Source organism: Hydrogenophaga sp. PBL-H3, from assembly GCF_010104355.1.
Lineage (GTDB): Bacteria > Pseudomonadota > Gammaproteobacteria > Burkholderiales > Burkholderiaceae_C > Hydrogenophaga.
Window position 1 is genome coordinate 2,188,617 of sequence record NZ_CP044972.1, and the last position, 23,216, is coordinate 2,211,832.

Consider the following 23,216-nt stretch of genomic DNA (forward strand, 5'->3'; position numbering starts at 1 on the left):
TCAGGGGTTTTCCACCCACCCGCGCTCCGGGTCCGTGTCACCCCATGAACGCTCCCGTCGACGTCTCCTTTTTCGCTCGCGCTGCCAAGCCGATTACCAGCTACCGCCCGTATTGGGCCAAGCGGTTCGGGGTGGCGCCCCTGCTGCCGATGAGCCGCGCTGAAATGGAGAAGCTGGGCTGGGACAGCTGCGACATCATCCTGGTGACCGGGGACGCCTACGTGGACCACCCCAGCTTCGGCATGGCGGTGATCGGGCGCGTGCTGGAGGCGCAGGGCTTTCGCGTGGGCATCATTGCCCAGCCCGACTGGCAGAGCGCCGAGGCCTTCAAGGCCCTGGGCAAGCCCAACCTGTTCTGGGGCGTGACCGCCGGGAACATGGACTCCATGATCAACCGCTACACGGCGGACCGCAAGATCCGCAGTGACGACGCCTACACCCCCGGCGACGTGGGCGGCAAACGGCCGGACCGCGCGGCCATCGTCTACAGCCAGCGCTGCCGAGAAGCCTTCAAGGACGTGCCCATCGTGCTCGGTGGCATCGAAGGCAGCCTGCGCCGCATCGCGCACTACGACTACTGGAGCGACAAGGTGCGCCGCAGCGTGGTGGTGGACAGCAAGTGCGACCTGCTGCTGTACGGCAACGCCGAGCGCGCGCTGGTCGAGGTGGCGCACCGCATCGCGGCCCGTGAGCCGATCGAACACATCACCGACGTGCGCGGCACCGCTTTCGTGCGCCGCCCGCACGATCCCACGGCAGAAGGCTGGATCGAGATCGATTCCACCGAGGTCGACATGCCGGGCCGCGTGGAAGACCACATCAACCCCTACCTGACCACCAGCGAGCAGGCGCAGGCGCAGGGGGAGACGTGTTCGAAGGAAGATGGCGGTGCCGCGCCCGCAACGGCCAACCCTGCCATCCAGCCGCTGAAGTTCGTGCCCAACCCCGCGCTGCAAAGCAAACGCAAGCCACCGGCACGCGACCGCTCGGTGATCCGCCTGCCCAGCTACGAGCAGGTGAAAAGCGACGCTGTGCTGTATGCCCATGCCAACCGCGTGCTGCACCTGGAAACCAACCCTGGCAACGCCCGTGCGCTGGTGCAGGCCCATGGTGAAGGCGCCACGGCGCGCGACGTGTGGATCAACCCGCCGCCGATCCCGCTGACCACGGCCGAGATGGACTTTGTCTTTGACCTGCCGTACGCGCGCAGCCCGCACCCGGCCTACGCCGACGAACACGGCAAGCACGACGGCGCGACCAAGATCCCGGCCTGGGAAATGATCCGCTTCAGCGTGAACATCATGCGCGGCTGCTTCGGCGGTTGCACCTTTTGCTCGATCACCGAGCACGAGGGCCGCATCATCCAGAGCCGCTCTGAAGAATCGATCATCAAGGAGGTGGAAGACATCCGCGACAAGGTGGAAGGCTTCACCGGCGTGGTGTCCGACCTCGGTGGCCCCACGGCCAACATGTACCGCCTGGGCTGCAAGACACCCGAAATCGAAGCCGCCTGCCGCAAGCCCAGCTGCGTCTACCCCGGCATCTGCTCCAACCTCACCACCGACCACGGCCCGCTGATCAAGATCTACAAGCGGGCACGCGAGTTGCGCGGCATCAAGAAGGTGCTGATCGGCTCCGGCCTGCGCTACGACCTCGCCATCAAGAGCCCCGAATACGTCAAGGAGCTGGTGCAGCACCACGTGGGCGGCTATCTCAAGATCGCGCCCGAGCACACCGAGGGCGGGCCGCTGTCCAAGATGATGAAGCCGGGCATCGGCAGCTACGACAGGTTCAAGCAGCTGTTCGAGAAGTTCAGCGAAGAGGCGGGCAAGAAGCAGTACCTCATCCCGTACTTCATCGCCGCCCACCCGGGCACGAGCGACGAGGACATGATGAATCTCGCGGTCTGGCTGAAGAAAAACGGTTTTCGCGCCGACCAGGTGCAGACCTTCTACCCCAGCCCCATGGCCACCGCCACGGCCATGTACCACACCAACCTGAACCCGCTCAAGGGCATCAGCCGCGACGCGCAGCGCGCCGAGCGGGTGGATATCGTGCGCGGCGACAAGCGCCGCCGCCTGCACAAGGCGTTCCTGCGGTACCACGATTCGAACAACTGGCCGCTGCTGCGCGAAGCGCTCAAGACCATGGGCCGCGCGGACTTGATCGGCAACGGCAAGCACCACCTGATTCCCACCTTCCAGCCCATGACGGATGGCAGCTACCAGAGCGCGCGCCGCAAGAACAGCACGCCGGTGGGCAAAGCGGTGCAACCGGCGGCTGGCCGCCTGCTCACGCAACACACCGGTCTGCCGCCGCGGGTGACCGGTGCCGGGCGGCCGGGTTCGCCGGTGGGTGCTGGCAAGCGCAAGCCTCGCTGACGGCAGTTCTCAGCCAGCGAAAGCGGGCCAGGCGATCCAGCCCAGCAATGCGGTGGTGTTGGCGCCGACGGTGAACCAGTAGTAAAGCCGGAACGGCTGCTTGCTCGTCTTGTGGCGCAGGATCTGCTGCGCAAACCAGGCGCCCGGCCAACCCCCCGCCAGCGCCAGCATGTGCAACTGGTCTTCGGGTGTGCGCTGGGTTTCGTTGATGGCGGCGTCCTTGTCCCGCCAGTACATGTAGAACGTGCCCAGGTTGATCAGCACCACCGCCGTGAGGATCACCCACGGAAAACGGCCCATGCCGATGCCCACCAGCCACAGCAGCAACCAGAAGGCGATCAGGCCCAGGCCGATCCACAGCGGCAGCTCTTCGCGGCGTTTCTCGCGCGGCAGGGGGGAGCGCCTGGCGGGCGCCCTGCGGGGCAGCAACTCGGCCTCGGGTGGCACGATGGGCTTGGGCGTTTCTAACGGCGCCTTCACCTCGCTGCGCAACGGCTCCACCGACAAGGCGCGCGGCCCCTTGCCACCCACATGGATTTCATGGAACGTGACCGGCAGCCCTTCGCGGGGCGGCTGGTGGCCGCTGAAATCCCGCAGGTGGAAGAAGATGTCGGCGGCGGTTTGCTCGCTGCGGATAAAGCCGAACGCCTTGGCTGGATCCCAGCGCACCACGGTTCCTTGTTTTTGCATGTTGTTGAGTGATGGGTCGAGGAGGGTGGCTTGTGAGCATCGCCAGAATGGCGCAAAATGCGCCAAACAGGAGACTTTTCATGCCCACCACCGGTTCCGCATTTTCGTCTGTCAAGTTGCCCGCCGGGCTGGTTCAGCAAGCCCGTGAGGCGGCGCAGCCACAGCGGCGCTCGGTGGCCGGGCAGATCGAGTACTGGGCCACGCTCGGGCGCATTGCCGAAGAGACCGGCCTCACGGTGCAGGAAGCGCGCGAGGCCATTGCCCGTTACGACGCGGCCGCTCGGCACGCCGTGGCTGCCGATCCGCTCGATGCGATCGAGGCGCGTTTTCTGGCCGCTGAATCGAGCGGCCGCCTGGCTCAGGCGGTGCGCCAGACCGTGCAGGACAACCGCAGCAAGGCCCCCACCGCCCGCCGCGCTGCGTGACGCCGCCGGTTTTTTACCTGCTCGCCGGGCCCAACGGCGCGGGCAAGTCCACCCTGTACCGTGCGGCGGTGGCCGAGGGCCTGATTCCCGCCGACATTGAGTTTGTCAACGCCGACCTGTTTGAGGCGGCAGAGCTCGCGCAGGTGGCAGATCCGAAGGCGCGTTCGGAGCAGGCGCGCGAGTGGGCCGACCGACGCCGCGCCATGTTGCTGGCCACCGGCCTTTCGTTCGCGAGCGAAACCGTGTTCTCCCACCCCTCCAAGCTGCAGCTCATGAAGGACGCCCGGGCAGCGGGTTTTCGTACCGTGTTGCTCGTGGTGTGCGTGGACGATGCTCAGCAACTGGTGCGCCGGGTGGCTCAGCGGGTGCGAGAAGGAGGCCACGCCGTGCCGCCTGACCGCATCCTCGCGCGCTACCCACGTACCCTGGCGCATTTGAAAGACGCCGTGCGCCTGGCCGATCTGGCCTTGCTCTACGACACCTCGGGCACCGCCATTCAGCCGCCACGGCTGGTGGCCCGCTGCCGCCAGGGCTTGCCGGCGGTGATGCCGGGCCAATTGCCGGACTGGGCGTCCGCCGTGCTGGCCGACTGAGGCTCAGGCCAGCGTGTGCAGCGGAATGTCCTTTGCCACCGAGAGCTGGTCGAGCTGCTTGCGCGTCATGCCCTTCAGGAACGCGGCAATTTCTGCGTGCGTCTCGGGTTTGAACAGCGTGCGCATGTCGCTCACCGGCAGGCCCGCCGCCGTGCACAGCGCTGCGGCGAAATGCGGCTCCAGCGCGGCCACGGCCACGCGGCCGTCTTTGCAGGGGTACACGCGGTAGCCTGCGTGCGCGCCACCCACCGCACCAGTGGGCATCGTCAGGCCCCAGCTGCGGGGCAGGGCAAGCCAGTTGGCCGCATCCGACAAGGCAACTTCCTGGAACACACCCTTGCCGGTGGACTTTTGCACCATCACCGCCTTGAGCGCTGCCTCGCTGGCCATGAGCGCGCCGCCCATGTCAGCAAACAGGGTGGCGGGCAAGTCGAGTCCGGGCACCAGGCCGGCATCCGCCAGGTAGGTGAGGTCGTGACCGGGTTCTTCGGCGCGCACGCCGGGCGCACCCACGATGGCGACAACGCTGAGTGACGGGTATTGTTTGTGCAGAACCTTCCAGCCCAAGTTGAGCTTGGTGAGTGCCGAAGGGCGGAATGAAGTGAGCAGCATATCGGAGCTCGCCAGAGCCTTGTGCAGCGCGGCCTGGCCCCGGTCGGTCTTGAGGTCGATGGTGGTGGTCTTGATGCCATCGTGCATCGTGGCGTAGGCCTTGGGGTTGTACTGGCCCATGGGGTCGCCCGGTGCGCCCGGTGTCGCGCCTTTGGGTGCGGGTGGCTCGGCCTTGGTGCAGGTCGCGCCCATGGCCTTCAAGCGCATGAGCGCGGCCGGCCCCGGCAGGTTGAGCGCCAGGCTGAGCACTCGCACGCCGCGCAAGGGTTTGAGGGTGGGGGCGGGGCGGGTGGTGGCGGTCATGGGTGGGGCGTTGGATGAGGTCGATGCAATGTACCGCCGCATCTGCCGGCTGAAACGCAAACGGGCGACAGTGTCGCCCGTTTCAAAGGTGCCGCCCGATGTCAGCGGCGCCCGAAGTCCAGTGGTAACCCGACGTCGAAGTCCAGTGGTAACCCGACGTAGTTCTCGGCCAGCGAGCGCGACAGCGCTTCGGAATTCACCAGGTAATCCAGCTCAGCCTCCTGCACCTTCTGGCCGAAGCCCGCGGTGTCGGGGAACTGGTGCATGAGCGAGGTGAGCCACCAGCTGAAGCGCTCGGCGCGCCACACGCGGGCCAGTGCCTGCTGCGAGTAGTTGTCGATGCCGGCGCTGGATTTCTCGATGTAGTGGTCGATGAAGGCGCTGGAGAGGTACTTCACGTCGCTGGCCGCCAGGTTCAGGCCCTTGGCGCCGGTGGGCGGCACGATGTGCGCCGCATCGCCCGCGAGGAACAAACGCCCGAAGCGCATGGGCTCGGCCACGAAGCTGCGAAGTGGCGCAATGCTTTTCTCGATGCTGGGGCCGGTGACCATGCGCTCGGCCATGTCGGGGTCCAGCCGTCGGCGCAGTTCGTCCCAGAAACGGTCATCGCTCCAGGCCTCGACCTTGTCGTCAATCGGGCACTGCACGTAGTAGCGGCTGCGCGTGAGGCTGCGCATGGAGCACAGGCCAAATCCGCGTTCGCTGTTGGCGTAGACGATGGCGTGGGTCGACACAGGTGGCACATCGGCCAGTACACCAAGCCAGCCAAACGGGTAGACCTTCTCGTACTCGGTGATGGCGCCCTCGGGCACGCTGGCGCGGCACACGCCGTGAAAGCCGTCGCAGCCGGCGATGAAGTCACAGGTCACTTCATGGGTCTGGCCGTCTTTCTCGTAGCGCACCACCGGGTGGTCGGTGTCGAAGTCGTTCACCGTCACGTTGGCCGCGCTGTAGACGGTGGGCAGGCCGGCGGCGCTGCGCGCGTCCATCAGGTCGCGCGTCACTTCGGTCTGGCCATAGGCCGTGACCACCTTGCCGCCGGTGAGCCCGTGCACGTCGATGGCGTGGCGTTTGCCGGAAAACACCAGCTCGATGCTGTGGTGCACCGTGCCGTCGGTTTTCACGCGTTCGCCCACGCCGGCCTCGGCCAGCAAGTCCACCGTGATCTGTTCCAGGATGCCGGCGCGGATGCGGCCCAGGACGTAGTCGCCGCTCTGGCGCTCGATGATGATGTTGTCGATGCCGGCCTTGTGCAGCAACTGGCCGAGCAGCAGGCCCGACGGGCCGGCGCCGATGATGGCGACCTGGGTTCTCATGACTTGTCTCCTGATGGGAATCGTCAAGCGTAAAAACCTCGCGCCTTCAGCACAATCGCTCATTGCCGAGCTTGCGCGATGATCGGACAGCTTGTGCGATCACCGCGCAATATGGAATGCCCGGCGCATAATCCGGCCATGAACGCACCCGAACACGCCATCGCCAAGGCGGATTTCATCGAAGGCATGGCCAAGGGCATGGCGGTGCTGGAGAGTTTCGACACGCAACGCCAGCGGCTCAACGCCACCCAGGCGGCCGAGCGCGCCGGCCTCACGCGCGCGGCGGCGCGCCGCCACCTGCTCACGCTGGCGCACCTGGGCTACCTGGACACCGACGGCAGCCACTACTGGCTCTCGGCCAAGGTGCTGCGGTTCTCGGGGAGCTACCTGGCTTCGGCCCGCCTGCCACGCTTGCTGCAGCCCACGCTGAACCGCCTCGCCGCGCTCACCAGAGACTCGTTTTCTGCGGCTGTGCTCGATGGCGACGAGGTGGTGATCATTGCGCGCAACGTGTCCATCGGCGGTCAGCGGCTCATGGCCTATGGGCTGCACCTGGGCGCCCGGCTGCCTGCGCACGCCACGTCCACCGGCCGTGTGCTGCTCGCGGCCATGCCCCGCGCGGAATTCACCACCTGGCTCAAGGGGCGCGAGCTGCCCCGGCTGACGCCACACACCGCGGTCGATCACAAGGCGTTCAAAGCCCTGATTGCCGAGGTGCGCAGCCAGGACGTGTCGATTGCGCGAGAAGAGCACGAGCTGGGTGTGTTCGCACTCGCGGTGCCGCTGCGCAACATGCAAGGCAAGGCGGTGGCTGCGCTGAACGTGGTGTCGTCCGCCGAGCGCATGGATTCGCCGCAGTTTCAGCGCGACATGCTGCCGCTGCTGCAAGACGCCGCGCGCGAACTGCGGCCCTTGCTCTGAACCCGATCAGACGCCCAGGTGCTGTTCCAGCAGGCTGGGCTGGGACAGCAGCTCGTCCGAACTGCCCTCGAACACCACTTCACCCTTGACCAGGATCACGTTGCGGTCGGTGATCTGGGTGACGTGTTTCCAGTTCTTGTCCACGATGATGCTGCTGATGCCGCTCTCGCGGATCAGGCCGCAGATGCGCCAGATCTCGCGCGCAATCAAAGGCGCCAATCCCTCGGTGGCTTCGTCGAGGATGAGCAGGTCGGGGTTGGTCATGAGCGCGCGGCCGATCGTGAGCATCTGCTGTTCGCCGCCGCTGAGCTGCTGCCCGCCGTGGTTCAGGCGCTCGGCCAGGCGCGGAAAGGTTTCCAGCACGCGGTCGTACGTCCAGTCACGCTGGCCCTTGGTACCTGCTCGGGCCGACATCACCAGGTTCTCGCGCACGCTCAGGTTGCCGAAGATGCCGCGGCCTTCGGGCACGTAGGCCAGGCCCAGACGCGCAATCTCGAAGGTGGGCGCGCCGGTCATTTCGCGGCCCTTCACATGCACCTTGCCGCCGCTGGGCTTGACGATGCCCATGATGGATTTGAGCAGCGTGGACTTGCCCATGCCGTTGCGGCCCATCAGGCCAATCGTCTGACCCTGGCCCACGGTGAAGTCGATGCCGCGCAGGATGTGGCTGGCGCCGTAGTGGGTGTGGAGACCCTTCGCCTCAATCAATGCCGGTGTGCTCATCAGTGCTCCTCGCCCAGGTAGGCCGCTTGCACCGATGCATCAGCGCGCACCTCGGCCGGTGTGCCACTGGCGATCACCTGGCCGTTCACCATCACGGTGAGCTGGTCGGCCAGCGTGAACACGGCGTCCATGTCGTGTTCCACCAGCATCATGGCGTGGTCTTTCTTCAAACGCAGCAGCAGCGCCACCATGCTCTCGGCCTCGGCCTGGCCCATGCCGGCCAGGGGCTCGTCGAGCAGCAGCACGGTGGGCTCGGTGGCCAGGGTCATCGCAATTTCCAGCTGGCGCTGCTCGCCGTGGCTGGTGGTGCCGGCCACCACATTGGCGCGCGCAGCCAGGCCCGCGAGTTCCAGCGCGCGTTCGCAACGCTGGTTCACCGCGCCCATGGCGCTGGCCGAAGACACCCAGCGCAGCGGGTTCCACGGCGCGTGCCGCTCGCGCGATTGCGCGGCCAGCCGCACGTTGTCCCACACGGTGAAGGGCAGGAAGATGTTGGTCTTCTGGTAGCTGCGGCCCAGGCCCAGGCGCGAAATTTTCTCAGGGCTCTTGCCGGCGGTCTCGACACCGTTGAGCGTGATGCGGCCCGAGGTGGGCGGCAGGTCGCCCGAGAGCAGGTTGGTCAAGGTGGACTTGCCCGCGCCGTTGGGGCCGATCACCGCGTGGATGCGTCCCCGGTGCAGGTTCACCGACACATCGTTGACGGCGGCCAGTCCTCCGAAGCGCTTGGTGAGCTTGCTGGCGCTCAGCAGGAGCTCGTTCATGGAGTCTCCCGCTTCTTCGACAACTGCCCCACCAGACCCAGCAGGCCACGCGGCGCGAACACCACCACCAGCACGATGAAGCTGCCCATGAGCAACTGCCAGTGTTTGGTGAGGTCCTTGAAAAAGTGCATCACATACTCGAACGCAAAGGCGCCCACGATGGCCCCGGCGAAGTTGCCCATGCCGCCGAGGATGACCATCATGATGGCGTGCGCACTCATGTGAAAACCCATCAGCTCGGGGTTCACATAGCCGGTCTGAGCGGCCCAGAGAAAGCCCGCCACACCGGCCAACGCACCCGCGAGCGTGAAGGCCGCGAGCTTGTAGCCGAAGGTGCCATAGCCGACGGCGCGCATGCGGTGCTCGTTCACCCGGATGCCCGCGAGCACGCGGCCAAACGGTGAGAACAAGAGGCGGCGCAGGAAGGCGTAGACCAGCACCAGCAACAGCAGCGTGAAGTAATAGAACGTGGTCTTGTTTTCCAGGTTGATGCCGGCCCAGCCGAACAGCGAGGCGTCGGGCCGGAAGTTCACATAGACGCCATCCGACCCGCCGAGCGCCTTGTTGTCGAAGAACAGGAAGAACACCATCTGCGCAAACGCCATGGTGACCATGATGAAGTAGATGCCGTGGGTGCGCACCACGAAGAAGCCGATGATGAGCGCCGCCAGGCCCGCGCCCAGGGCCGAGGCGGGCAGTGCCCACCACAGGCTGATGGGCGCATCTGCCGGTGTGAGAAAGGCCAGCGCGTAGCCGGCCAGGCCAAAGTAGGCCGCGTGGCCGAGCGACACCAGGCCGCTCACGCCCTGCAGCAGATCCAGGCTCATGGCGAAGATCGCCAGGATCATCATCTGCGAGAGCATCTGCAGGTAGAAGTCGGCACCGGTCAAAGGCATCAGCGGAAACGCGGCGAGCGCGATGGCGCCCAGCAGCAAGATGGCCTGGATGCTGCGTGGCAGCTTTTCGAGTTGGGCTTTGGGGGAGCTCATTGTTTGAACAGCCCTTCGGGCTTGTAGAGCAGCACGGCGGCCATGAGCATGTAAACAGCCATGCCGGCGATCTGCGGCACCAGCACCTTGCCGAAGGTGTCGACCAGGCCCACGAGCAAGGCGGCCACCAACGCACCACGCACCGAGCCAATGCCGCCGATGACCACCACCACGAAACACATGATCAGCACCGAGCTGCCCATGCCGGGGTAGACGCTGGCGATGGGCGAAGCGATCATGCCGGCGATGGCGGCGAGCGCCACGCCCAGCGCAAACACCACGCCGTGGATAAGGCGGATGTTGATGCCCAGCGACTCGGTCATCTCGCGGTTGAAGGCTCCCGCGCGGATCTTCATGCCCAGGCGCGTCTTGGAGATCAGCAGGTACAGACCCAGCGCCAGCGCGATGCACACGCCCGACATCACCAGCCGGTACACCGGGTACGAAAGGTTGTCCGTCAACGGGATCGACCAGTTCAGCACCTCGGGCACCTGCACCGCGTGCACGTCGTCGCCCCAGAGGATGGAGCGCACCTCTTCAAAGATGTAGATCAGGCCAAAGGTGAGCAGCACCTGGTCCAGGTGGTCGCGGTGGTAGAAGTGCCGAAACAGCGACCACTCCAGCAGCCAGCCCAGCGCCACGGCAATCACCGTGCCCAGAGCGATGGCCAACACCAGGCTGTCGAGCTGGCCGACCAGGAACCACGCAAGATAGGCGCCCAGCATGTAGAAGCTGCCGTGTGCCAGATTGACCACACCCATGATCCCGAAGATCAGCGTGAGGCCCGCGGCCAGCATGAACAGCAACAGGCCGTATTGCAGGCTGTTGAGCAGCTGGATGAGGAAGTTGGCGAAATCCATGGGCGAGCAGGTGGGTCGAGAGATCTGTTTAGCGTGCAAAAAACAGGCCAGCGCCCGTGAGGCGCCGGCCTGCTGCGAGACCAGCCCGCATGGGGCGCGGGCCCGACTGACTTCAGCCCATGCGGCAGCCAGTGGCAGGGTCGGCCACGGCCTTCTGCGCAATGCCGATGACCTTGTTTTCCTTGTTCTCGACCTTGCGCAGGTACATGTCCTGGATCGGGTTGTGCGCGGCGCTCATCTTCCACTTGCCGCGCGGGCTGTCGATCTCGGCGCCGTTCATGGCCGCGTACAGGGCAGGCTTGTTGTTGAGATCGCCCTTCACGGCATTGGCGCCCTTCACGAGCAACAAACCGGTGTCGTAACCCTGCACCGCGTACACATCAGGCTGCAGCTTGAAGGTCTTGGCGTACTCCAGGCGGAATTTCTTGTTGCGCGGCGTGTCCAGCGAATCGCTGTAGTGCATGGTGGTCAGCACGCCGTTGGCCGCATCACCGGCGGCATCCAGCACACCTTCGGTCAGGAAGCCCGAGCCGTAGAGCTGGATGTTCTTGTTCAGGCCAGCCGCTGCGAAGTCGCGCAGGAACTTGGCGGCGCCACCACCGGCGAAGAAGCAGGCCACGGCATCGGGGTTGAGTGAGGCGATCTCGGTGAGCAGCGCCTGGAACTCCACATTGGGGAAGGGCAGGCCCAGCTTCTTGACAATGGTGCCGCCGGCCGCCGTGTAGCTTTGTTCGAAACCTTCGAAGGCTTCGTCGCCAGCCGCGTAGTTCCAGGTGATCCACACGGCTTTCTTGTGGCCGCGCTCCATCATGGCCTTGCCCAGCGCCAGCGTGGGCTGGGAGTTGGTGAACGAGGTGCGGAAGACGTTGGGTGCGCACTGCGCGCGGGTGGCCACGTGCACGCCCGCGTTGGGGATCAGGCTGAGCACGCCGCTGTCGCGCGCCACCTTGTGGATGCCCATCTGCACACCCGAGTGCACGGTGCCTACGAGCACATCGACCTTGTCGCGCTGCACCAGGCGGGTGGCGTTCTCGATGCCCTTGGCCGGGTTGGATTCGTCATCGACCTTGAAGAACTCCACCTCACGACCGCCGAGCTTGCCGCCCTGTTCGTTCAGAGCCATGCGGAAGCCGTTTTCGATCGCCACGCCCAGCTGGGCGAAGGTGCCGGTGTAGGGCAGCATGAAACCCACACGGACCTTGTCCGACTGTGCGCGCGCGAATTCGGGCAGCAACAGGCCGGTGGACGCGGCGCCGATCACGGCAGCGCTGCGGGTCAGGACAAGTCGGCGAGTGGTCATTGAGGATCTCCAGGTGGGTTGGCGGAAAGCGGTGGGATGTAGCGGCACTGTAGGGGCGAGGGTGCCGATTGGCGATACAGAATAACCCGTACTTGAAGCTTGAACTATTTACATATCAATCGACAGAGCGGCTGTCAGGTTGTGGCATTCAGGGCAAACGCGAGCCACTCGCGAGCCCACGCCGTGCAAACCACCTCGGGCTCGGTGCCGGCCGAGGCGTCGTGCCGAAATACCTCACCGATGCGAACCGCGCCCAGATCCGCCAAGCGCTCGTCAAACCGCAAGCCGCCGTTGCAGAACGTCTGGGGATAGACGCTGTCGCCCAGGGCAATCACGCCATAGCGCACCGAGCCCAGGTACTTGGGTTCACTGGCCAGGGATTCGTACAGATGGCGCGCGTTGTCGGGCACGTCACCCGCGCCGTAGGTCGATGTGCAGATGACGTAAAGTGCATCTTCCTCAAAAACCTGGATGCCCAGACCGTCCATCAAGCGAACTTCAATGCTTGAGACCAGATCCGCGCAATCCATCTCGATGGCTTGGGCCACGTACTCGGCGGTGTTGGTCATGGTCCCGACCAGGATGAGGAGTTTTGAAGGCGTGCTCATATGATGTGCACGCAATATACTTCATGTTTTTCCGCTGACCACCCCGGGAAAACCCCGACAGGGCAGGGTGAAATGCAGTGTGGTGTGGCCGACGGCCTGTGTTGGGTGCGTTGGGCGTCAAAGCTGGGGTGGCCTGCCCGGAGGGACTCGAACCCCCGACCTGCTGCTTAGAAGGCAGCTGCTCTATCCGGTTGAGCTACGGGCAGACAGATAACCGGCAGCACATAGAAGAAAGGCCCACAGAGTGGGCCTTTTTCTTTTTCGATGAATGGTCGGAGCGGCGGGATTCGAACTCGCGACCCTCTGCTCCCAAAGCAGATGCGCTACCAGGCTGCGCTACGCTCCGACTAAGCTGCGAATTGTACCTGCTGAAATGCCCGGTTCTGGAGCGCAGGCACCACTTTCATCTCTTTTCGTACTGAGTCTTGCCAAACAGGATGTCGCGAGACTTGTCGTCGGTGAGGGGTTTGCGGGCATCGGCGAGCACCGCCACCCCGCGTTGCACGGCGGGACGTGCGGCAATTTTGTCGAACCAGGCCTTGAGATGGGGATAGTCGGCCCAGTCGATGCCTTGGTTCTGCCAGCTGCGCAGCCAGGGGAAGATCGCAATGTCGGCGATGGTGTACTGGTTGCCCGCGATGAACTTCTGGCTTTCCAGTTGCTTGTTCATCACGCCATACAGACGCCTGGCCTCGTTGGTATAGCGGTTGATGGCGTACTCGATCTTCTCCGGCGCGTAGATGCGGAAGTGGTGCGCCTGGCCCAACATGGGGCCCACGCCGCCCATTTGAAACATCAGCCATTCCAACACCTTGAACTTCGCCCGGTCGGACTTGGGCAAGAACTTGCCGGTCTTGGCCGCCAGGTAAAGCAGGATGGCGCCCGACTCGAACAGGCTGATGGGTTTGCCGTCCGGGCCATCGGAATCGACCAGCGCCGGGATCTTGTTGTTGGGGCTGATCTTCAGGAACTCGGGTTGGAACTGGTCGCCCTGGCCGATGTTGACGGCGTGCACTTGCCAGTCGCGGCCCAGGCGCAATCCACACTCTTCGAGCATGACGTGGACCTTGTGGCCATTGGGAGTGGGCCATGAGTGGACATTGATCATCAAATCGGCCTTTCTGTGGGGGCTTGCCACGCGCAAGTGGCCGCACTCTAAGGTAAAACCCGAAACCATGTTTGCAAGTTTGAAGAATGTCTTGATGCGCCCCGCATGGCTGCGCGCCAGTTCGGCGCCGCTGACCAAATGGGCGCAGGACCATGCGCTGACGTTCAACCCGATGGAGGGTGGCGCCTATGCCCTGACGGGTCGTTGGCAAGAGCGCCCGGTGCGCATCCAATGCCTGGAGACTTCGCGCCCGTTCATTCAAGGCATGGAGTTGATGGCCCGCGCCGACCTGGGCCTCAAGCAAGAGGGCAACGTGGTGGTGATGAACCGCCGGCTGAAGGATGTCCTGGAGGCGCAGTCGCGTGCCCTGTACTCACAGTACACAGACGATCTGCAGACCATGGCGGGCGTGGTGCCCGAAGAGGTTCGCTGGCTGGCCATGTACCGCGATGCCGGATGGGCTGGACCCGACCGGCGTTTCTGGAGCCGCTACGCGGTGCTCACCGACGCGCCAGACATGGCCAAGCGCTGGATCGACAGCGAAACCGAACAACAGCTGATGGCCTGGCCCGAGTGGGTGTCTGATGAGACACCGGTGATGTTGATGCTGCAACGCGGCAAGACCTACCTGCGCATGCAGATCGATCGCCAGGGGGACTCGGCCACCGCGCTGCACGCCCTGGGCCTGTTTGAGCGAGCAAGCCAGCGTGCGCTGGAGATGGCTGCCCGCTGAACCTGCCGCTGACAGCGTGGCTTCAGGAGCCGCGCGTGATCGGCATCTCCACCTCGGTTTTCACGAGCATGTGCTTGGCCAGTTCCAGTTTGGCGATCGACATGCGGTGCACCTCGTCCGGTCCATCGGCCAGGCGCAGGGTGCGCTGGCTGGCGTAGCTGTAGGCCAGCGGGAAATCGTCGCTCACGCCGCCACCGCCGTGCGCCTGAATCGCCATGTCGATGATGTCGCAGGCCATGTTGGGCGCCACCACCTTGATCATTGCGATTTCCGCCTTGGCGACCTTGTTGCCCACGGTGTCCATCATGTAAGCGGCTTTGAGCGTGAGCAGGCGCGCCATCTCGATGCGGCAGCGGGCATCGGCGATGCGCTCATGCCACACTGACTGGGCAGACACCGGCTTGCCGAACGCGACACGGCTGTTGAGCCGCTTGCACATGAGTTCCATGGCACGCTCGGCTGCGCCGATGGAGCGCATGCAGTGGTGGATGCGGCCAGGGCCGAGGCGTCCTTGTGCAATCTCGAAGCCACGGCCTTCGCCCAGCAACAGGTTGCCCACCGGCACGCGCACATTCTTGAGCACCACCTCCATGTGGCCATGCGGAGCATCGTCGTAACCAAATACCGAGAGCGGACGCACGATGGTGACGCCCTGGCTGTTGGCCGGCACGATGATCATCGACTGTTGCGAGTGGCGCGGCGCATCCGGGTTGCTCTTGCCCATGACGATGTAGACCGCGCAGCGTGGGTCGCCCGCACCCGACGACCACCACTTGCGGCCATTGATCACGTACTCGTTGCCATCGCGCTCGATGCTGCACTCGATGTTGGTCGCGTCCGATGAAGCCACGTCGGGCTCGGTCATCAGGAAGGCCGAACGGATCTCGCCGCGCAGCAGCGGCTCCAGCCATTGGTCCTTGAGTTCCTCGCTGGCGTAGCGTTCGAAGGTCTCCATGTTGCCGGTGTCGGGTGCCGAGCAGTTGAAGACCTCGGCGGCGAACGGCACGCGGCCCATGATTTCGCACATGGGGGCGTACTCCAGGTTGGAGAGGCCCTGCGGCGCGCGCGGGCTGCGCGGCAGGAACAGGTTCCACAGGCCGGCGGCCTGCGCCTTGGGCTTGAGCTCTTCAATGATCTCGGTGGGAATCCACGCGTTGCCCTTGGCGCGGTTGGCGGCAATCTCGCTGAAGAAGCGCGCTTCGTTCGGGTAGATGTGCTCGTCCATGAACGCCAGCAGGCGCTCGCGCATGTCCTTGACCTTGTCGGTGTAGTCGAAATTCATGGTGTCTCCAGTGGGTGGTGTGGTGTTTGAAACGGTTCAGGTGCCGCTGGCGAATCGCCAGGCCATCTCTGCCATGGGGCGGGCACCGGCGGCAGACTTCACCGCCTGGTCGCTCGATGCGGTACCGGCCTCGACCCGCTTGGCGATGCCTTGCAGGATGGCTGCGAGGCGGAACATGTTGTAGGCGAGGTAGAAGTTCCAGTCGGCCTTGAGCTGCGCCGGGGTGGCGATGCCGGTGCGCTCGCAGTAGCTTGCGATGTACTCGTCTTCCGTGGGAATGCCCAGGGCCTTCACGTCGAGCCCGCCGATGCCGCGGAACATGCCAGGCGGAATGTGCCAGGACATGCAGTGGTAGCTGAAGTCGGCCAGCGGATGGCCCAGGGTGGAGAGCTCCCAGTCGAGCACCGCGAGCACGCGTGGCTCCTGGCTGTGGAACATCAGGTTGTCGAGCCGGAAGTCGCCGTGCACCACCGACAGCATCGACTCGTCGCGCGCCATGGCCGGAATGTTGTTGGGCAGCCATTCCATGAGCCGGTCCATTTCGGGGATGGGTTGGGTGATGGACGCCACGTATTGCTTGCTCCAGCGGCCGATCTGGCGCTCGAAGTAGTTGCCGGGCTTGCCGTAGCCGTCCAGGCCGATGGCCAGTGGCTTGACGGTGTGCAGCGCGGCGATGACGCGGTTCATTTCGTTGTAGATCGCGCCACGCTGCTCGTTCGTCATGCCGGGCAAAGACTGGTCCCACAGCACACGGCCGTTGACGCACTCCATGATGTAGAACGCGCGTCCGATCACCGACTCGTCTTCGCACAACACGTGCATCTGCGCCACCGGCACGCCTGTGCCGTGCAGCGCACTCATCACACGAAACTCGCGCTCGATGGCGTGGGCCGAGGGCAGCAGCTTGGCCACTGGGCCGGGTTTTGCGCGCATCACGTAGGCGCGCTGGGGCGTGATGAGCTTGTAAGTGGGGTTGGACTGGCCGCCCTTGAACATTTCCACGGTCAGTGGACCTTCGAACCCCGGCAAGCGGCTTTGCAGCCAGGTGGCCAGGGCGGCCTCGTCGAAAGCATGTTGGCCCGCCACGGGCCGGGTGCCGGTGAAGTTTTGTGTGTCGCTCATTCGTGAAGGCCTGGGTGTGAAGTGGGAGAGGAGGCCGTCACGCAGAGCCTCAGGACTCGGCTTCCGCGATGCGCATCAGCATGTCCCGGTTGCGCACCACGAGCCCTCCCTGTTCGATGCGGATCGCATCGTCGCGCTCCATCGACTTGAGTTCCTGGTTCACCCGCTGGCGCGAAGCACCCAGCAGCTGAGCCAGCTCTTCCTGCGCCAGCTGCAGGCCGATGCGCATCTCGTTGCCGTCGGACAGGCAGGGCACACCGTAGCTGCGCACCAGGTGAAGCAGCTGTTTGGCCAGACGCGCGCGCAGCGGCAAGGTGTTGAGGTCTTCCACCAGGCCGAACAGGGTGCGGATGCGCCGAGCCTGCAGGCGCATCAAGGCTTCGTACAGCTCCACATGCGTGCTGAGGATCTTCTGAAAGTCGGTGCGGGCCACGCACAGCAGCGTGGTGGGTCCATGGGCATACGCGTCGTGCGTGCGCTGGTCGCCATCGAACATCGCCACATCGCCAAACCACACACCCGGCTCCACATAGGTCAGCGTGATCTGCTTGCCCGAGAGCGATGTGGAACTCACGCGCACCGCGCCCTTGGCCACCGCCGTCCATTCGGAGGGAGGATCGCCTCGGGCAACGATCAGGTCGCTGTCCTTGAAACGCTTGACGTAGGCGCATCGGAGTATGTCGTGCCGCAGGGAAGGAGAAAGGCTGGAGAACCAGCGACCACTGTTGATCGCCTCGCGTTCTTCCATTGTCAGAATCGGTTCGTCCATGGGCTGTCTTTTGAGTGACTGAAAAGTCGATGATTGTCGCCACTGGGACGTGGCAACGGGCTCAGGGTATGCGCGCAGACCGTCCGCGCCTCCACAGGGGCGCCGCTGTTCAGCGGTAGTGGGCTGGGCGCTTGCTGATGAAAGCGTCGATGCCTTCACCTGCATTGGCGTGGTGCAGGTTGCGCACGAAGTGGTCGCGCTCGGCGCCCAGTTGCGCGTGCAGCAACACGGTGGTGGCGTCGTTGGCCAGCTCCTTGATGCTGGCCAGGGCATTGGGCGCGCGGGCGTTGAGACGCTCGCACAGTGCGAGCGCGTCCACCAGTGCCTCACCGGTGACGCTCACCGTGTTGATCACGCCCAACTGCTGCAAGCGTTCGGCACCAATGCGGTCGCCACACATCAACAATTGCAAGGCGGTGGCGCGAGGCAAGGCGCGCATGAGGCTCCAGGTGGCGCCCCCGTCGGGCGACAGGCCCACGTTGCTGTAGGCCATCACGAACACGCTGCTGTGCGCGGCCACCACCATGTCGCAGGCCAGCGCGAGTGAAAAACCAGCGCCGGCGCACGAGCCTTCCACAGCCGCTACAACGGGCTTGGGAAACGCGCGGATGGTCTCGATCCAGTTGTGCAGACCCTCGATGCTTTGTGCCTGCACTTCCGGCGGCTGCTGGCGGTTGGACAGCAGCCGCTGCAGGTTGCCACCGGCGCAGAAGTGGTTGCCCTCGCCGGTGATCACCACGCTGCGCACCTCCGGGCTGCTCTCGGCCACGTTGAGCGCCTCCACGCCTGCGGCGTACATGTCGGGGCCGAGCGCGTTGCGGTGCTCGGGGTTGCTGATGGTCAGCACCATGGTCTGGCCATGGCTGTGGCTTTTGAGGCTGGCGGTCATATGGGGTGCGTCCTGTGGAGTTCGATCAGGCTTCTTCGTGCGTCAGGCTCAAGCCCAGGGCACCACGTCGGCGCAGCCAGGGCGAAGGGCGGTAGCGCGGGTCGCCATAGACCGTTTGAAGGTTGAACAGGATCTCCAGCATGTTGGTCGGACCGATGCGGTCGCCCATGGCCAGCGGGCCCATGGGGTAACCCAGCCCCAGCGTCACCGCCACGTCCAGATCGGCCGGCGAGCAGATGCCTTGCTGGCACATGTCGGCGGCAATGTTGACGATGGTGGCCACCACGCGCTGCGTGATGAAACCGCCGCTGTCGCGGATCACGCTGACTGCCTTGCCGTCGCGCGCAAAGAGCGCGTGGGCGGCCTGTGCCATGTCGGGGCGGGTGGCCGGGTTGGTGGCGAGCACCCGGCGCTTGACCGATGCGTCGTCCAGCATCATGTCGATGCCCACGGTGCGTGTGGCGTCGAGCCGCTCCACAGCCGCCAGCGTGGTGACGTCCAGTCCGAGCGGTGCCACCAGGATCAGCGCGGCGGAAGAGGGCGCGGCCGCGGTTTCGATTTGCGCGCCCAGGTCTTTCAGCAACTGGTAAAGCTCAGCACGGCGCGCGGCCTTGGGCGACACCCACACCGGCGGCATCTCGGCCACCACCGGCACAGCGGGCTCTGCCGGCACCTGGGCCACGCCCTTGTCGTAGGCATAAAAACCTTCGCCCACCTTCTTGCCCACCACGCCGCCGGCCAGCCGCTGTGCGGTGATCACGCTGGGGCGGTAGCGGGGCTCTTCAAAGTACTGGTGGTAAATCGACTCCATCACCGGGTGCGACACATCGAGCGCGGTCAGGTCCATCAGTTCGAACGGACCAAGGCGAAAACCCATCTGGTCTTTCAGGATGCGGTCGATGGTGGCGAAGTCCGCCACACGCTCGCCCACCACCCGCAGGGCCTCGGTACCGTAGCCACGCCCGGCGTGGTTCACGATGAAGCCAGGCGTGTCCTGCGCGGTCACCGGCGTGTGCCCGAACCGACGGGTGAATTCCGTGAGCTGCTGGCAAACCTTGGCGCTGGTCTTGAGGCCGGCAATCACCTCCACCACCCGCATCAGCGGCACCGGGTTGAAGAAATGGAAGCCCGCCAGCTGTGCGGGTCGCTTGAGCGGCGCGGCAATGGCCGTGATCGACAACGACGAGGTGTTGGTGGCCAGCACTGCCTCGGGTCCGACGATGTCTTCGAGTTCGGCGAAGAGGCGCTGCTTGACGTCGAGCCGCTCGACGATGGCCTCGACGACCAGATCGCAAGGCGCGAGGTCGCTCAATGCGCTGGCCAGTTGCAGGCGGTCCACACAGGCCTGCATCTGTTCGGCCGTCATCTTGTTCTTGGTCACCAGCGTTTGCCAGGTGGCGTGCAATGCGTCTCGCGCGGCAAGTGCCGCACCCGGTTGCACGTCGAAGAGCCAAACCTGGCTGCCTGCCTGGGCGGCCATCTGGGCGATGCCGCGGCCCATGGCGCCGGTTCCCACGAGGCCGGTGTTCTGGAAGATGGGTTGCATAAGTGTGTTGTATTTGGAATGAGAGCTTCTGGAGCTATGACAGAATCGCCCAACGAACGAAAGAAGGAAGTCTGGCGTGCGCAAGTACTGGACAGGTTGTATTTTGCTATCAACTGCCCTGAGCAGTTCTGCCGTGACCCTCGGTCGTCACAGTGGCGCGGCCGTGATCGGCCGGTCGCTGGATGTGCGCGTGCAGGTGTTGCTGGCTTCCGGCGAAGACTTGACCAACCTCTGCATCCAGACCGATGTCTTCTATGGAGACACCCAGGTCTCGCCCAGCCTGGTGCGAACGTCGCCGCAACGAACCACACCCGATACCGAAGCGTCCGTGCGGGTCCAGGCCAACTTGCCCGTCAACGAGCCCTTCGTGACCTTGTACGTCAAAGCCGGTTGCAGCACGCAGTTCACACGCCGCTTCGTGTTGCTGGCGGATCTGGTCAACGAGCCCATCGCGGCCACGGTGCCGCCGGCTGCTGGTGCCGCCTCGGTTGCCCCGGCGACGGTTGCGGCTTCCGCGTTGCCCCGAGTGGCGGGTTCTACAAATGGAGCAGGCGCGGCTTCCAGCGCGGCCAACGGTTCTGCGCAAGCCAAAGTGGATGGTGCCGTTAGCCCGGACAGGTCGGCACCGCGTCCAGCGTCGGTGGTGCGACGCGTTCCTCCCAAGCCTCCCGTGGTCGCCGCCCCTCGGTTGCAGCTGGATCCGATCGACCTCACCACGGGTATTGAGCGCGACCCCACCCTCAAACTCTCGCCCATGCTGTTGAGCGAGCCCAGCACCTCGGAAGAAACGCGGGCCGCTGCGGCCCTGCTCTGGAAGAGCATCAACGCGTCGTCCGAAGACATCATGCGCGACGCCCAGAAGCTGATCGCGCTGGAGTCCGACATGGAGCGGCTTCGTCAGGAGCAGGCGCAGAGCCAGGCCGCACTGGGCGAACTGAAGTCGCAGCTGGAGCAATCGCAGGCGCAGCGCTACCGAAACTGGTTGGTCTATTTGCTGGGCGGATTGTTGCTTCTGGCCTTGCTGGGCGTGCTGCTGGTCTCGCGTCGACGTCAAGAAGCGGTGGTTCAGGGCTCGGAGGCCTCCCGCGCTTGGTGGAATCCCGAGGAAGAAGAGAAAACCTTGCTGGTGCCCCTGGAGCCGGAGGCTGGTGTGTCCAGGGAGACTTCGGGATTCACTCCGTTGGGTAACGACGTTGATCTGGATCTCGATCTCGACCAGGATTCTTCATTTGACGAACTGGCCAACGCCAACAACGCGGCCTTGAGCGCCAAGGAGTCGCGGTTGACCGAGCAGACGGCGACGCCGTTGTCCGCTCGCGACCGGCGGGAGTTCTCCACCAGTGCCCTGAATGTGTCCCGTTCGGTGGCTACCGAGGAGCTGTTCGACGTGCAGCAGCAGGCCGATTTCTTCGTGTCGTTGGGCGAAGACGAGCAAGCCATTCAGGTCCTCAAGGATCATCTGGCGGAAAGCCATGAGCCCAGTGCGCTCACCTACATGGACCTGTTCCACATCTACCACCGGCTGGGACGCCGCAACGACTACGAAAATCTGCGCGAAGAGTTCAACCACGTGTTCAACGCTGGAGCGCCACCGTTCGACCAGTATTCCCAGCGTGGCAGGGGTCTTGAAGCCTACGAAACCGCGTTCAGCCGCATCCAGGCGCTGTGGCCGGAGCCCCGTGTGCTGGACCTGATCGAACAGTCCATCTTCCGTGATGCCACCGACAGTGCGTCCGAGGTCTTTGATCTTGAGGCGTATCGCGAGCTGCTGATGCTGCACGCAATTGCCAAAGACCTCATCCAGCGCGACAACCCAGTTCCCCGCGCGAGCGGCGATTTTCAGCACACTTCCATGCAACCGCTGAAAGCGGCGGACAAGGCTGCGTTCAAGGTGAGTGGTTCGCTGCGCGATGCGTCGGAGCGGCATACCCAGCCCATGGGGCTGGAGAGTCTGCCGAAGGCCTCATCTCGCTTGGGTCTTGACATCAATCTGGATGACTTTGCAGAGACGGACAGCTTCGAGGCATCGTTGCCCGAAGTGAATGTGGCGGTGGAGCAGTCCGCCAAGCCCACCCAGCCTGCAGACTTTGAAATTCGGGAGGTCGACGGCAATCTCATCGACTTTGAGGTGCTCGATTTCGACCTGCCGAACGAATCCGATGGCGGCGCACGGTCAGGCAAGAAAACCTGACAGCCGCTCGTCCGTCCGGAACATAAAAAACGCCGCATCCATCTGCGGCGTTTTTTATGAGTGCGCTGAGCAGCCTAGCGACGAACCTGCAATGCGCCGGGATTCACGATGTTGGTGGGCGTGCCTTTGATGAAATTGACCACGTTGTCAAACGCCGAGGAGAAATACTGCTCGTAGCTGTCTTGTTCCACATAGCCGATGTGGGGCGTGCAAATGCAGTTCTCCAGTCTCAGCAGGGCGTGTCCCTGCAAGATGGGCTCTGACTCGAACACGTCGACCGCCGCCAATCCTGGCCGACCCCGGTTGAGGGAGGCGAGCAAAGCTTCGGGCTCGATCAGCTCTGCGCGTGAGGTGTTCACCAGCAAGGAGGTGGGCTTCATGCGGCCCAAGTCTTCCAGCGTGACACAGCCAGCATTGGTTTCGCTCAGCCGCAGGTGCAACGACAGCACGTCAGCCGAGGCGAAAAATGCCTCCCGGCTCTCTGCCGCCTCGAAGCCGTCGGCCACCGCACTGGCCCGTGACGCTTCGCTGCCCCAGATCACCACGCGCATGCCGAACGCGCGACCGTAGCCTGCCACCAATTGGCCAATGCGCCCGTAGCTCCAGACCCCGAGTGTCTTGCCGCGCAGCACCATGCCGACACCGAAGTTGGTCGGCATGGCGGAAGACTTGAGCCCGGCTTGCTGCCAAGCCCCATGCTTCAGGTTGGACACGTATTGGGGAATCCTGCGCATCGAGGCCATGATCAAGGCCCAGGTGAGTTCGGCCGTCGACACGGGCGAGCCCACACCTTCGGCCACCGCAATGCCGCGCTCGGTGCAGGCTGCCACATCAAGATGCGCCCCCACTCGCCCCGTTTGAGCGATGAGTTTGAGGCGCGGCAGTTTTTCGATGAGCTGGCGAGAAATCTGGGTTCGCTCACGGATCAGCACCAGCACGTCGGCGTCACGCAGGCGGATTGACAGCTGGCCGACACCCTTGACGGTGTTGGTGAACACCTTGGCAGGGTAAGACTCCAGCTTCTCTGCGCATTTCAGCTTTCGAACCGCGTCCTGGTAGTCGTCAAGAATCACTATGTTCATGCGCCTATTGTG

General features: G+C 64.5%; 22 protein-coding genes and 2 tRNA genes. 6 read left to right on the forward strand and 18 right to left on the reverse strand.

Annotation, left to right across the window (positions count from 1 at the left end):
* Window positions 1-44: 44 nt before the first annotated feature.
* Window positions 45-2,381, forward strand: coding sequence for a YgiQ family radical SAM protein (locus F9Z44_RS10190; RefSeq protein ID WP_159605798.1), 2,337 nt, complete (start codon window positions 45-47; stop codon window positions 2,379-2,381).
* 9 nt (window positions 2,382-2,390) lie between these two features.
* On the opposite strand, the gene F9Z44_RS10195 is transcribed toward F9Z44_RS10190, so the two are convergent.
* Window positions 2,391-3,071 carry a cold shock and DUF1294 domain-containing protein gene (locus tag F9Z44_RS10195; RefSeq protein WP_159605800.1) on the reverse strand — a complete coding sequence of 227 codons (681 nt, stop codon included), beginning with the start codon at window positions 3,069-3,071 and terminating at the stop codon, window positions 2,391-2,393.
* 80 nt (window positions 3,072-3,151) lie between these two features.
* Between F9Z44_RS10195 and F9Z44_RS10200 the strand changes: the two genes are divergently transcribed.
* On the forward strand, window positions 3,152-3,496 hold the full coding sequence (locus F9Z44_RS10200; protein WP_159605802.1) for a TA system antitoxin ParD family protein: 345 nt from the start codon (window positions 3,152-3,154) through the stop codon (window positions 3,494-3,496).
* Entirely contained in the window at window positions 3,493-4,089 is a 597-nt protein-coding gene (locus F9Z44_RS10205) for a zeta toxin family protein (RefSeq protein ID WP_159605804.1), read from the forward strand. Before F9Z44_RS10200 ends, F9Z44_RS10205 begins: the two co-directional genes overlap by 4 nt.
* Window positions 4,090-4,092: 3 nt before the next feature.
* Here F9Z44_RS10205 and F9Z44_RS10210 read toward each other — a convergent pair whose 3' ends face one another.
* Together F9Z44_RS10210 and pobA are read right to left on the reverse strand one after the other, a co-directional pair.
* Window positions 4,093-5,004 (reverse strand): CoA transferase, encoded by a 912-nt coding sequence (locus F9Z44_RS10210; RefSeq protein ID WP_159605806.1) that lies wholly within the window; start codon window positions 5,002-5,004, stop codon window positions 4,093-4,095.
* 101 nt (window positions 5,005-5,105) lie between these two features.
* Window positions 5,106-6,320, reverse strand: a complete 1,215-nt coding sequence (gene pobA, locus F9Z44_RS10215) for a 4-hydroxybenzoate 3-monooxygenase (protein WP_159605808.1) — start codon at window positions 6,318-6,320, stop codon at window positions 5,106-5,108.
* Window positions 6,321-6,458: 138 nt separating this feature from the next.
* Here pobA and F9Z44_RS10220 point away from each other — a divergent pair, with 138 nt between their 5' ends.
* A complete protein-coding gene (locus F9Z44_RS10220; protein WP_159605811.1) occupies window positions 6,459-7,241 on the forward strand; it encodes an IclR family transcriptional regulator domain-containing protein in 783 nt (260 codons plus the stop codon).
* Between the two features lie 6 nt (window positions 7,242-7,247).
* On the opposite strand, the gene F9Z44_RS10225 is transcribed toward F9Z44_RS10220, so the two are convergent.
* The 9 genes from F9Z44_RS10225 to F9Z44_RS10265 all read right to left on the reverse strand — a co-directional run bounded on the left by F9Z44_RS10225 (window position 7,248) and on the right by F9Z44_RS10265 (window position 13,590).
* Window positions 7,248-7,964, reverse strand: a complete 717-nt coding sequence (locus F9Z44_RS10225) for an ABC transporter ATP-binding protein (protein WP_159605813.1) — start codon at window positions 7,962-7,964, stop codon at window positions 7,248-7,250.
* Window positions 7,964-8,725 carry an ABC transporter ATP-binding protein gene (locus F9Z44_RS10230; protein WP_159605815.1) on the reverse strand — a complete coding sequence of 254 codons (762 nt, stop codon included), beginning with the start codon at window positions 8,723-8,725 and terminating at the stop codon, window positions 7,964-7,966. Before F9Z44_RS10230 ends, F9Z44_RS10225 begins: the two co-directional genes overlap by 1 nt.
* A complete protein-coding gene (locus F9Z44_RS10235; RefSeq protein ID WP_159605817.1) occupies window positions 8,722-9,714 on the reverse strand; it encodes a branched-chain amino acid ABC transporter permease in 993 nt (330 codons plus the stop codon). Before F9Z44_RS10235 ends, F9Z44_RS10230 begins: the two co-directional genes overlap by 4 nt.
* On the reverse strand, window positions 9,711-10,574 hold the full coding sequence (locus F9Z44_RS10240; protein WP_159605819.1) for a branched-chain amino acid ABC transporter permease: 864 nt from the start codon (window positions 10,572-10,574) through the stop codon (window positions 9,711-9,713). Before F9Z44_RS10240 ends, F9Z44_RS10235 begins: the two co-directional genes overlap by 4 nt.
* Window positions 10,575-10,686: 112 nt before the next feature.
* A complete protein-coding gene (locus F9Z44_RS10245) occupies window positions 10,687-11,874 on the reverse strand; it encodes an ABC transporter substrate-binding protein (RefSeq protein WP_159605821.1) in 1,188 nt (395 codons plus the stop codon).
* A gap of 134 nt (window positions 11,875-12,008) precedes the next feature.
* Window positions 12,009-12,482, reverse strand: coding sequence for a flavodoxin domain-containing protein (locus F9Z44_RS10250; RefSeq protein ID WP_159605823.1), 474 nt, complete (start codon window positions 12,480-12,482; stop codon window positions 12,009-12,011).
* Between the two features lie 129 nt (window positions 12,483-12,611).
* Window positions 12,612-12,688 (reverse strand) — tRNA-Arg (locus F9Z44_RS10255).
* A gap of 63 nt (window positions 12,689-12,751) precedes the next feature.
* A tRNA-Pro gene (locus F9Z44_RS10260) sits at window positions 12,752-12,828 on the reverse strand.
* A 57-nt stretch (window positions 12,829-12,885) separates the two neighbouring features.
* On the reverse strand, window positions 12,886-13,590 hold the full coding sequence (locus F9Z44_RS10265) for a glutathione binding-like protein (protein WP_159605825.1): 705 nt from the start codon (window positions 13,588-13,590) through the stop codon (window positions 12,886-12,888).
* Between the two features lie 94 nt (window positions 13,591-13,684).
* On the opposite strand from F9Z44_RS10265, the gene F9Z44_RS10270 reads away from it, so the two are divergent.
* Complete coding sequence (locus F9Z44_RS10270) at window positions 13,685-14,323, forward strand: hypothetical protein (RefSeq protein WP_159605827.1); 639 nt, start codon at window positions 13,685-13,687, stop codon at window positions 14,321-14,323.
* 22 nt (window positions 14,324-14,345) lie between these two features.
* On the opposite strand, the gene F9Z44_RS10275 is transcribed toward F9Z44_RS10270, so the two are convergent.
* The 5 genes from F9Z44_RS10275 to F9Z44_RS10295 form a co-directional block, all read right to left on the reverse strand.
* Window positions 14,346-15,605 (reverse strand): acyl-CoA dehydrogenase family protein, encoded by a 1,260-nt coding sequence (locus F9Z44_RS10275; protein ID WP_159605829.1) that lies wholly within the window; start codon window positions 15,603-15,605, stop codon window positions 14,346-14,348.
* 36 nt (window positions 15,606-15,641) lie between these two features.
* Window positions 15,642-16,727, reverse strand: a complete 1,086-nt coding sequence (locus tag F9Z44_RS10280) for a phosphotransferase (protein ID WP_159605831.1) — start codon at window positions 16,725-16,727, stop codon at window positions 15,642-15,644.
* Between the two features lie 49 nt (window positions 16,728-16,776).
* Window positions 16,777-17,496 (reverse strand): Crp/Fnr family transcriptional regulator, encoded by a 720-nt coding sequence (locus F9Z44_RS10285; protein WP_159605833.1) that lies wholly within the window; start codon window positions 17,494-17,496, stop codon window positions 16,777-16,779.
* A 109-nt stretch (window positions 17,497-17,605) separates the two neighbouring features.
* Window positions 17,606-18,385, reverse strand: a complete 780-nt coding sequence (locus F9Z44_RS10290; protein WP_159605835.1) for an oxepin-CoA hydrolase, alternative type — start codon at window positions 18,383-18,385, stop codon at window positions 17,606-17,608.
* 25 nt (window positions 18,386-18,410) lie between these two features.
* Complete coding sequence (locus F9Z44_RS10295; protein ID WP_159605837.1) at window positions 18,411-19,931, reverse strand: 3-hydroxyacyl-CoA dehydrogenase; 1,521 nt, start codon at window positions 19,929-19,931, stop codon at window positions 18,411-18,413.
* A 76-nt stretch (window positions 19,932-20,007) separates the two neighbouring features.
* Here F9Z44_RS10295 and F9Z44_RS10300 point away from each other — a divergent pair, with 76 nt between their 5' ends.
* Window positions 20,008-22,122: a type IV pilus assembly protein FimV gene (locus F9Z44_RS10300; protein ID WP_159605839.1), complete on the forward strand. Its 2,115-nt coding sequence runs from the start codon at window positions 20,008-20,010 to the stop codon at window positions 22,120-22,122.
* 74 nt (window positions 22,123-22,196) lie between these two features.
* Here F9Z44_RS10300 and F9Z44_RS10305 read toward each other — a convergent pair whose 3' ends face one another.
* On the reverse strand, window positions 22,197-23,204 hold the full coding sequence (locus tag F9Z44_RS10305; RefSeq protein ID WP_159605841.1) for a D-2-hydroxyacid dehydrogenase family protein: 1,008 nt from the start codon (window positions 23,202-23,204) through the stop codon (window positions 22,197-22,199).
* Between the last annotated feature and the right edge of the window lie 12 nt (window positions 23,205-23,216).

What these genes read in the sequence shown, in the direction of transcription:
- F9Z44_RS10240 (WP_159605819.1), bottom strand. Translation starts at nt 10,574, where the DNA reads ATGGATTTCGCCAACTTCCTCATCCAGCTGCTCAACAGCCTGCAATAC.
- F9Z44_RS10200 (WP_159605802.1), top strand. Translation starts at nt 3,152, where the DNA reads ATGCCCACCACCGGTTCCGCATTTTCGTCTGTCAAGTTGCCCGCCGGG.
- F9Z44_RS10220 (WP_159605811.1), top strand. Translation starts at nt 6,459, where the DNA reads ATGAACGCACCCGAACACGCCATCGCCAAGGCGGATTTCATCGAAGGC.
- F9Z44_RS10190 (WP_159605798.1), top strand. Translation starts at nt 45, where the DNA reads ATGAACGCTCCCGTCGACGTCTCCTTTTTCGCTCGCGCTGCCAAGCCG.
- F9Z44_RS10270 (WP_159605827.1), top strand. Translation starts at nt 13,685, where the DNA reads ATGCGCCCCGCATGGCTGCGCGCCAGTTCGGCGCCGCTGACCAAATGG.
- F9Z44_RS10305 (WP_159605841.1), bottom strand. Translation starts at nt 23,204, where the DNA reads ATGAACATAGTGATTCTTGACGACTACCAGGACGCGGTTCGAAAGCTG.
- F9Z44_RS10250 (WP_159605823.1), bottom strand. Translation starts at nt 12,482, where the DNA reads ATGAGCACGCCTTCAAAACTCCTCATCCTGGTCGGGACCATGACCAAC.
- F9Z44_RS10230 (WP_159605815.1), bottom strand. Translation starts at nt 8,725, where the DNA reads ATGAACGAGCTCCTGCTGAGCGCCAGCAAGCTCACCAAGCGCTTCGGA.
- F9Z44_RS10285 (WP_159605833.1), bottom strand. Translation starts at nt 17,496, where the DNA reads ATGGACGAACCGATTCTGACAATGGAAGAACGCGAGGCGATCAACAGT.
- F9Z44_RS10210 (WP_159605806.1), bottom strand. Translation starts at nt 5,004, where the DNA reads ATGACCGCCACCACCCGCCCCGCCCCCACCCTCAAACCCTTGCGCGGC.
- F9Z44_RS10295 (WP_159605837.1), bottom strand. Translation starts at nt 19,931, where the DNA reads ATGCAACCCATCTTCCAGAACACCGGCCTCGTGGGAACCGGCGCCATG.
- F9Z44_RS10195 (WP_159605800.1), bottom strand. Translation starts at nt 3,071, where the DNA reads ATGCAAAAACAAGGAACCGTGGTGCGCTGGGATCCAGCCAAGGCGTTC.
- F9Z44_RS10290 (WP_159605835.1), bottom strand. Translation starts at nt 18,385, where the DNA reads ATGACCGCCAGCCTCAAAAGCCACAGCCATGGCCAGACCATGGTGCTG.
- F9Z44_RS10275 (WP_159605829.1), bottom strand. Translation starts at nt 15,605, where the DNA reads ATGAATTTCGACTACACCGACAAGGTCAAGGACATGCGCGAGCGCCTG.
- pobA (WP_159605808.1), bottom strand. Translation starts at nt 6,320, where the DNA reads ATGAGAACCCAGGTCGCCATCATCGGCGCCGGCCCGTCGGGCCTGCTG.
- F9Z44_RS10225 (WP_159605813.1), bottom strand. Translation starts at nt 7,964, where the DNA reads ATGAGCACACCGGCATTGATTGAGGCGAAGGGTCTCCACACCCACTAC.
- F9Z44_RS10280 (WP_159605831.1), bottom strand. Translation starts at nt 16,727, where the DNA reads ATGAGCGACACACAAAACTTCACCGGCACCCGGCCCGTGGCGGGCCAA.
- F9Z44_RS10245 (WP_159605821.1), bottom strand. Translation starts at nt 11,874, where the DNA reads ATGACCACTCGCCGACTTGTCCTGACCCGCAGCGCTGCCGTGATCGGC.
- F9Z44_RS10235 (WP_159605817.1), bottom strand. Translation starts at nt 9,714, where the DNA reads ATGAGCTCCCCCAAAGCCCAACTCGAAAAGCTGCCACGCAGCATCCAG.
- F9Z44_RS10265 (WP_159605825.1), bottom strand. Translation starts at nt 13,590, where the DNA reads ATGATCAATGTCCACTCATGGCCCACTCCCAATGGCCACAAGGTCCAC.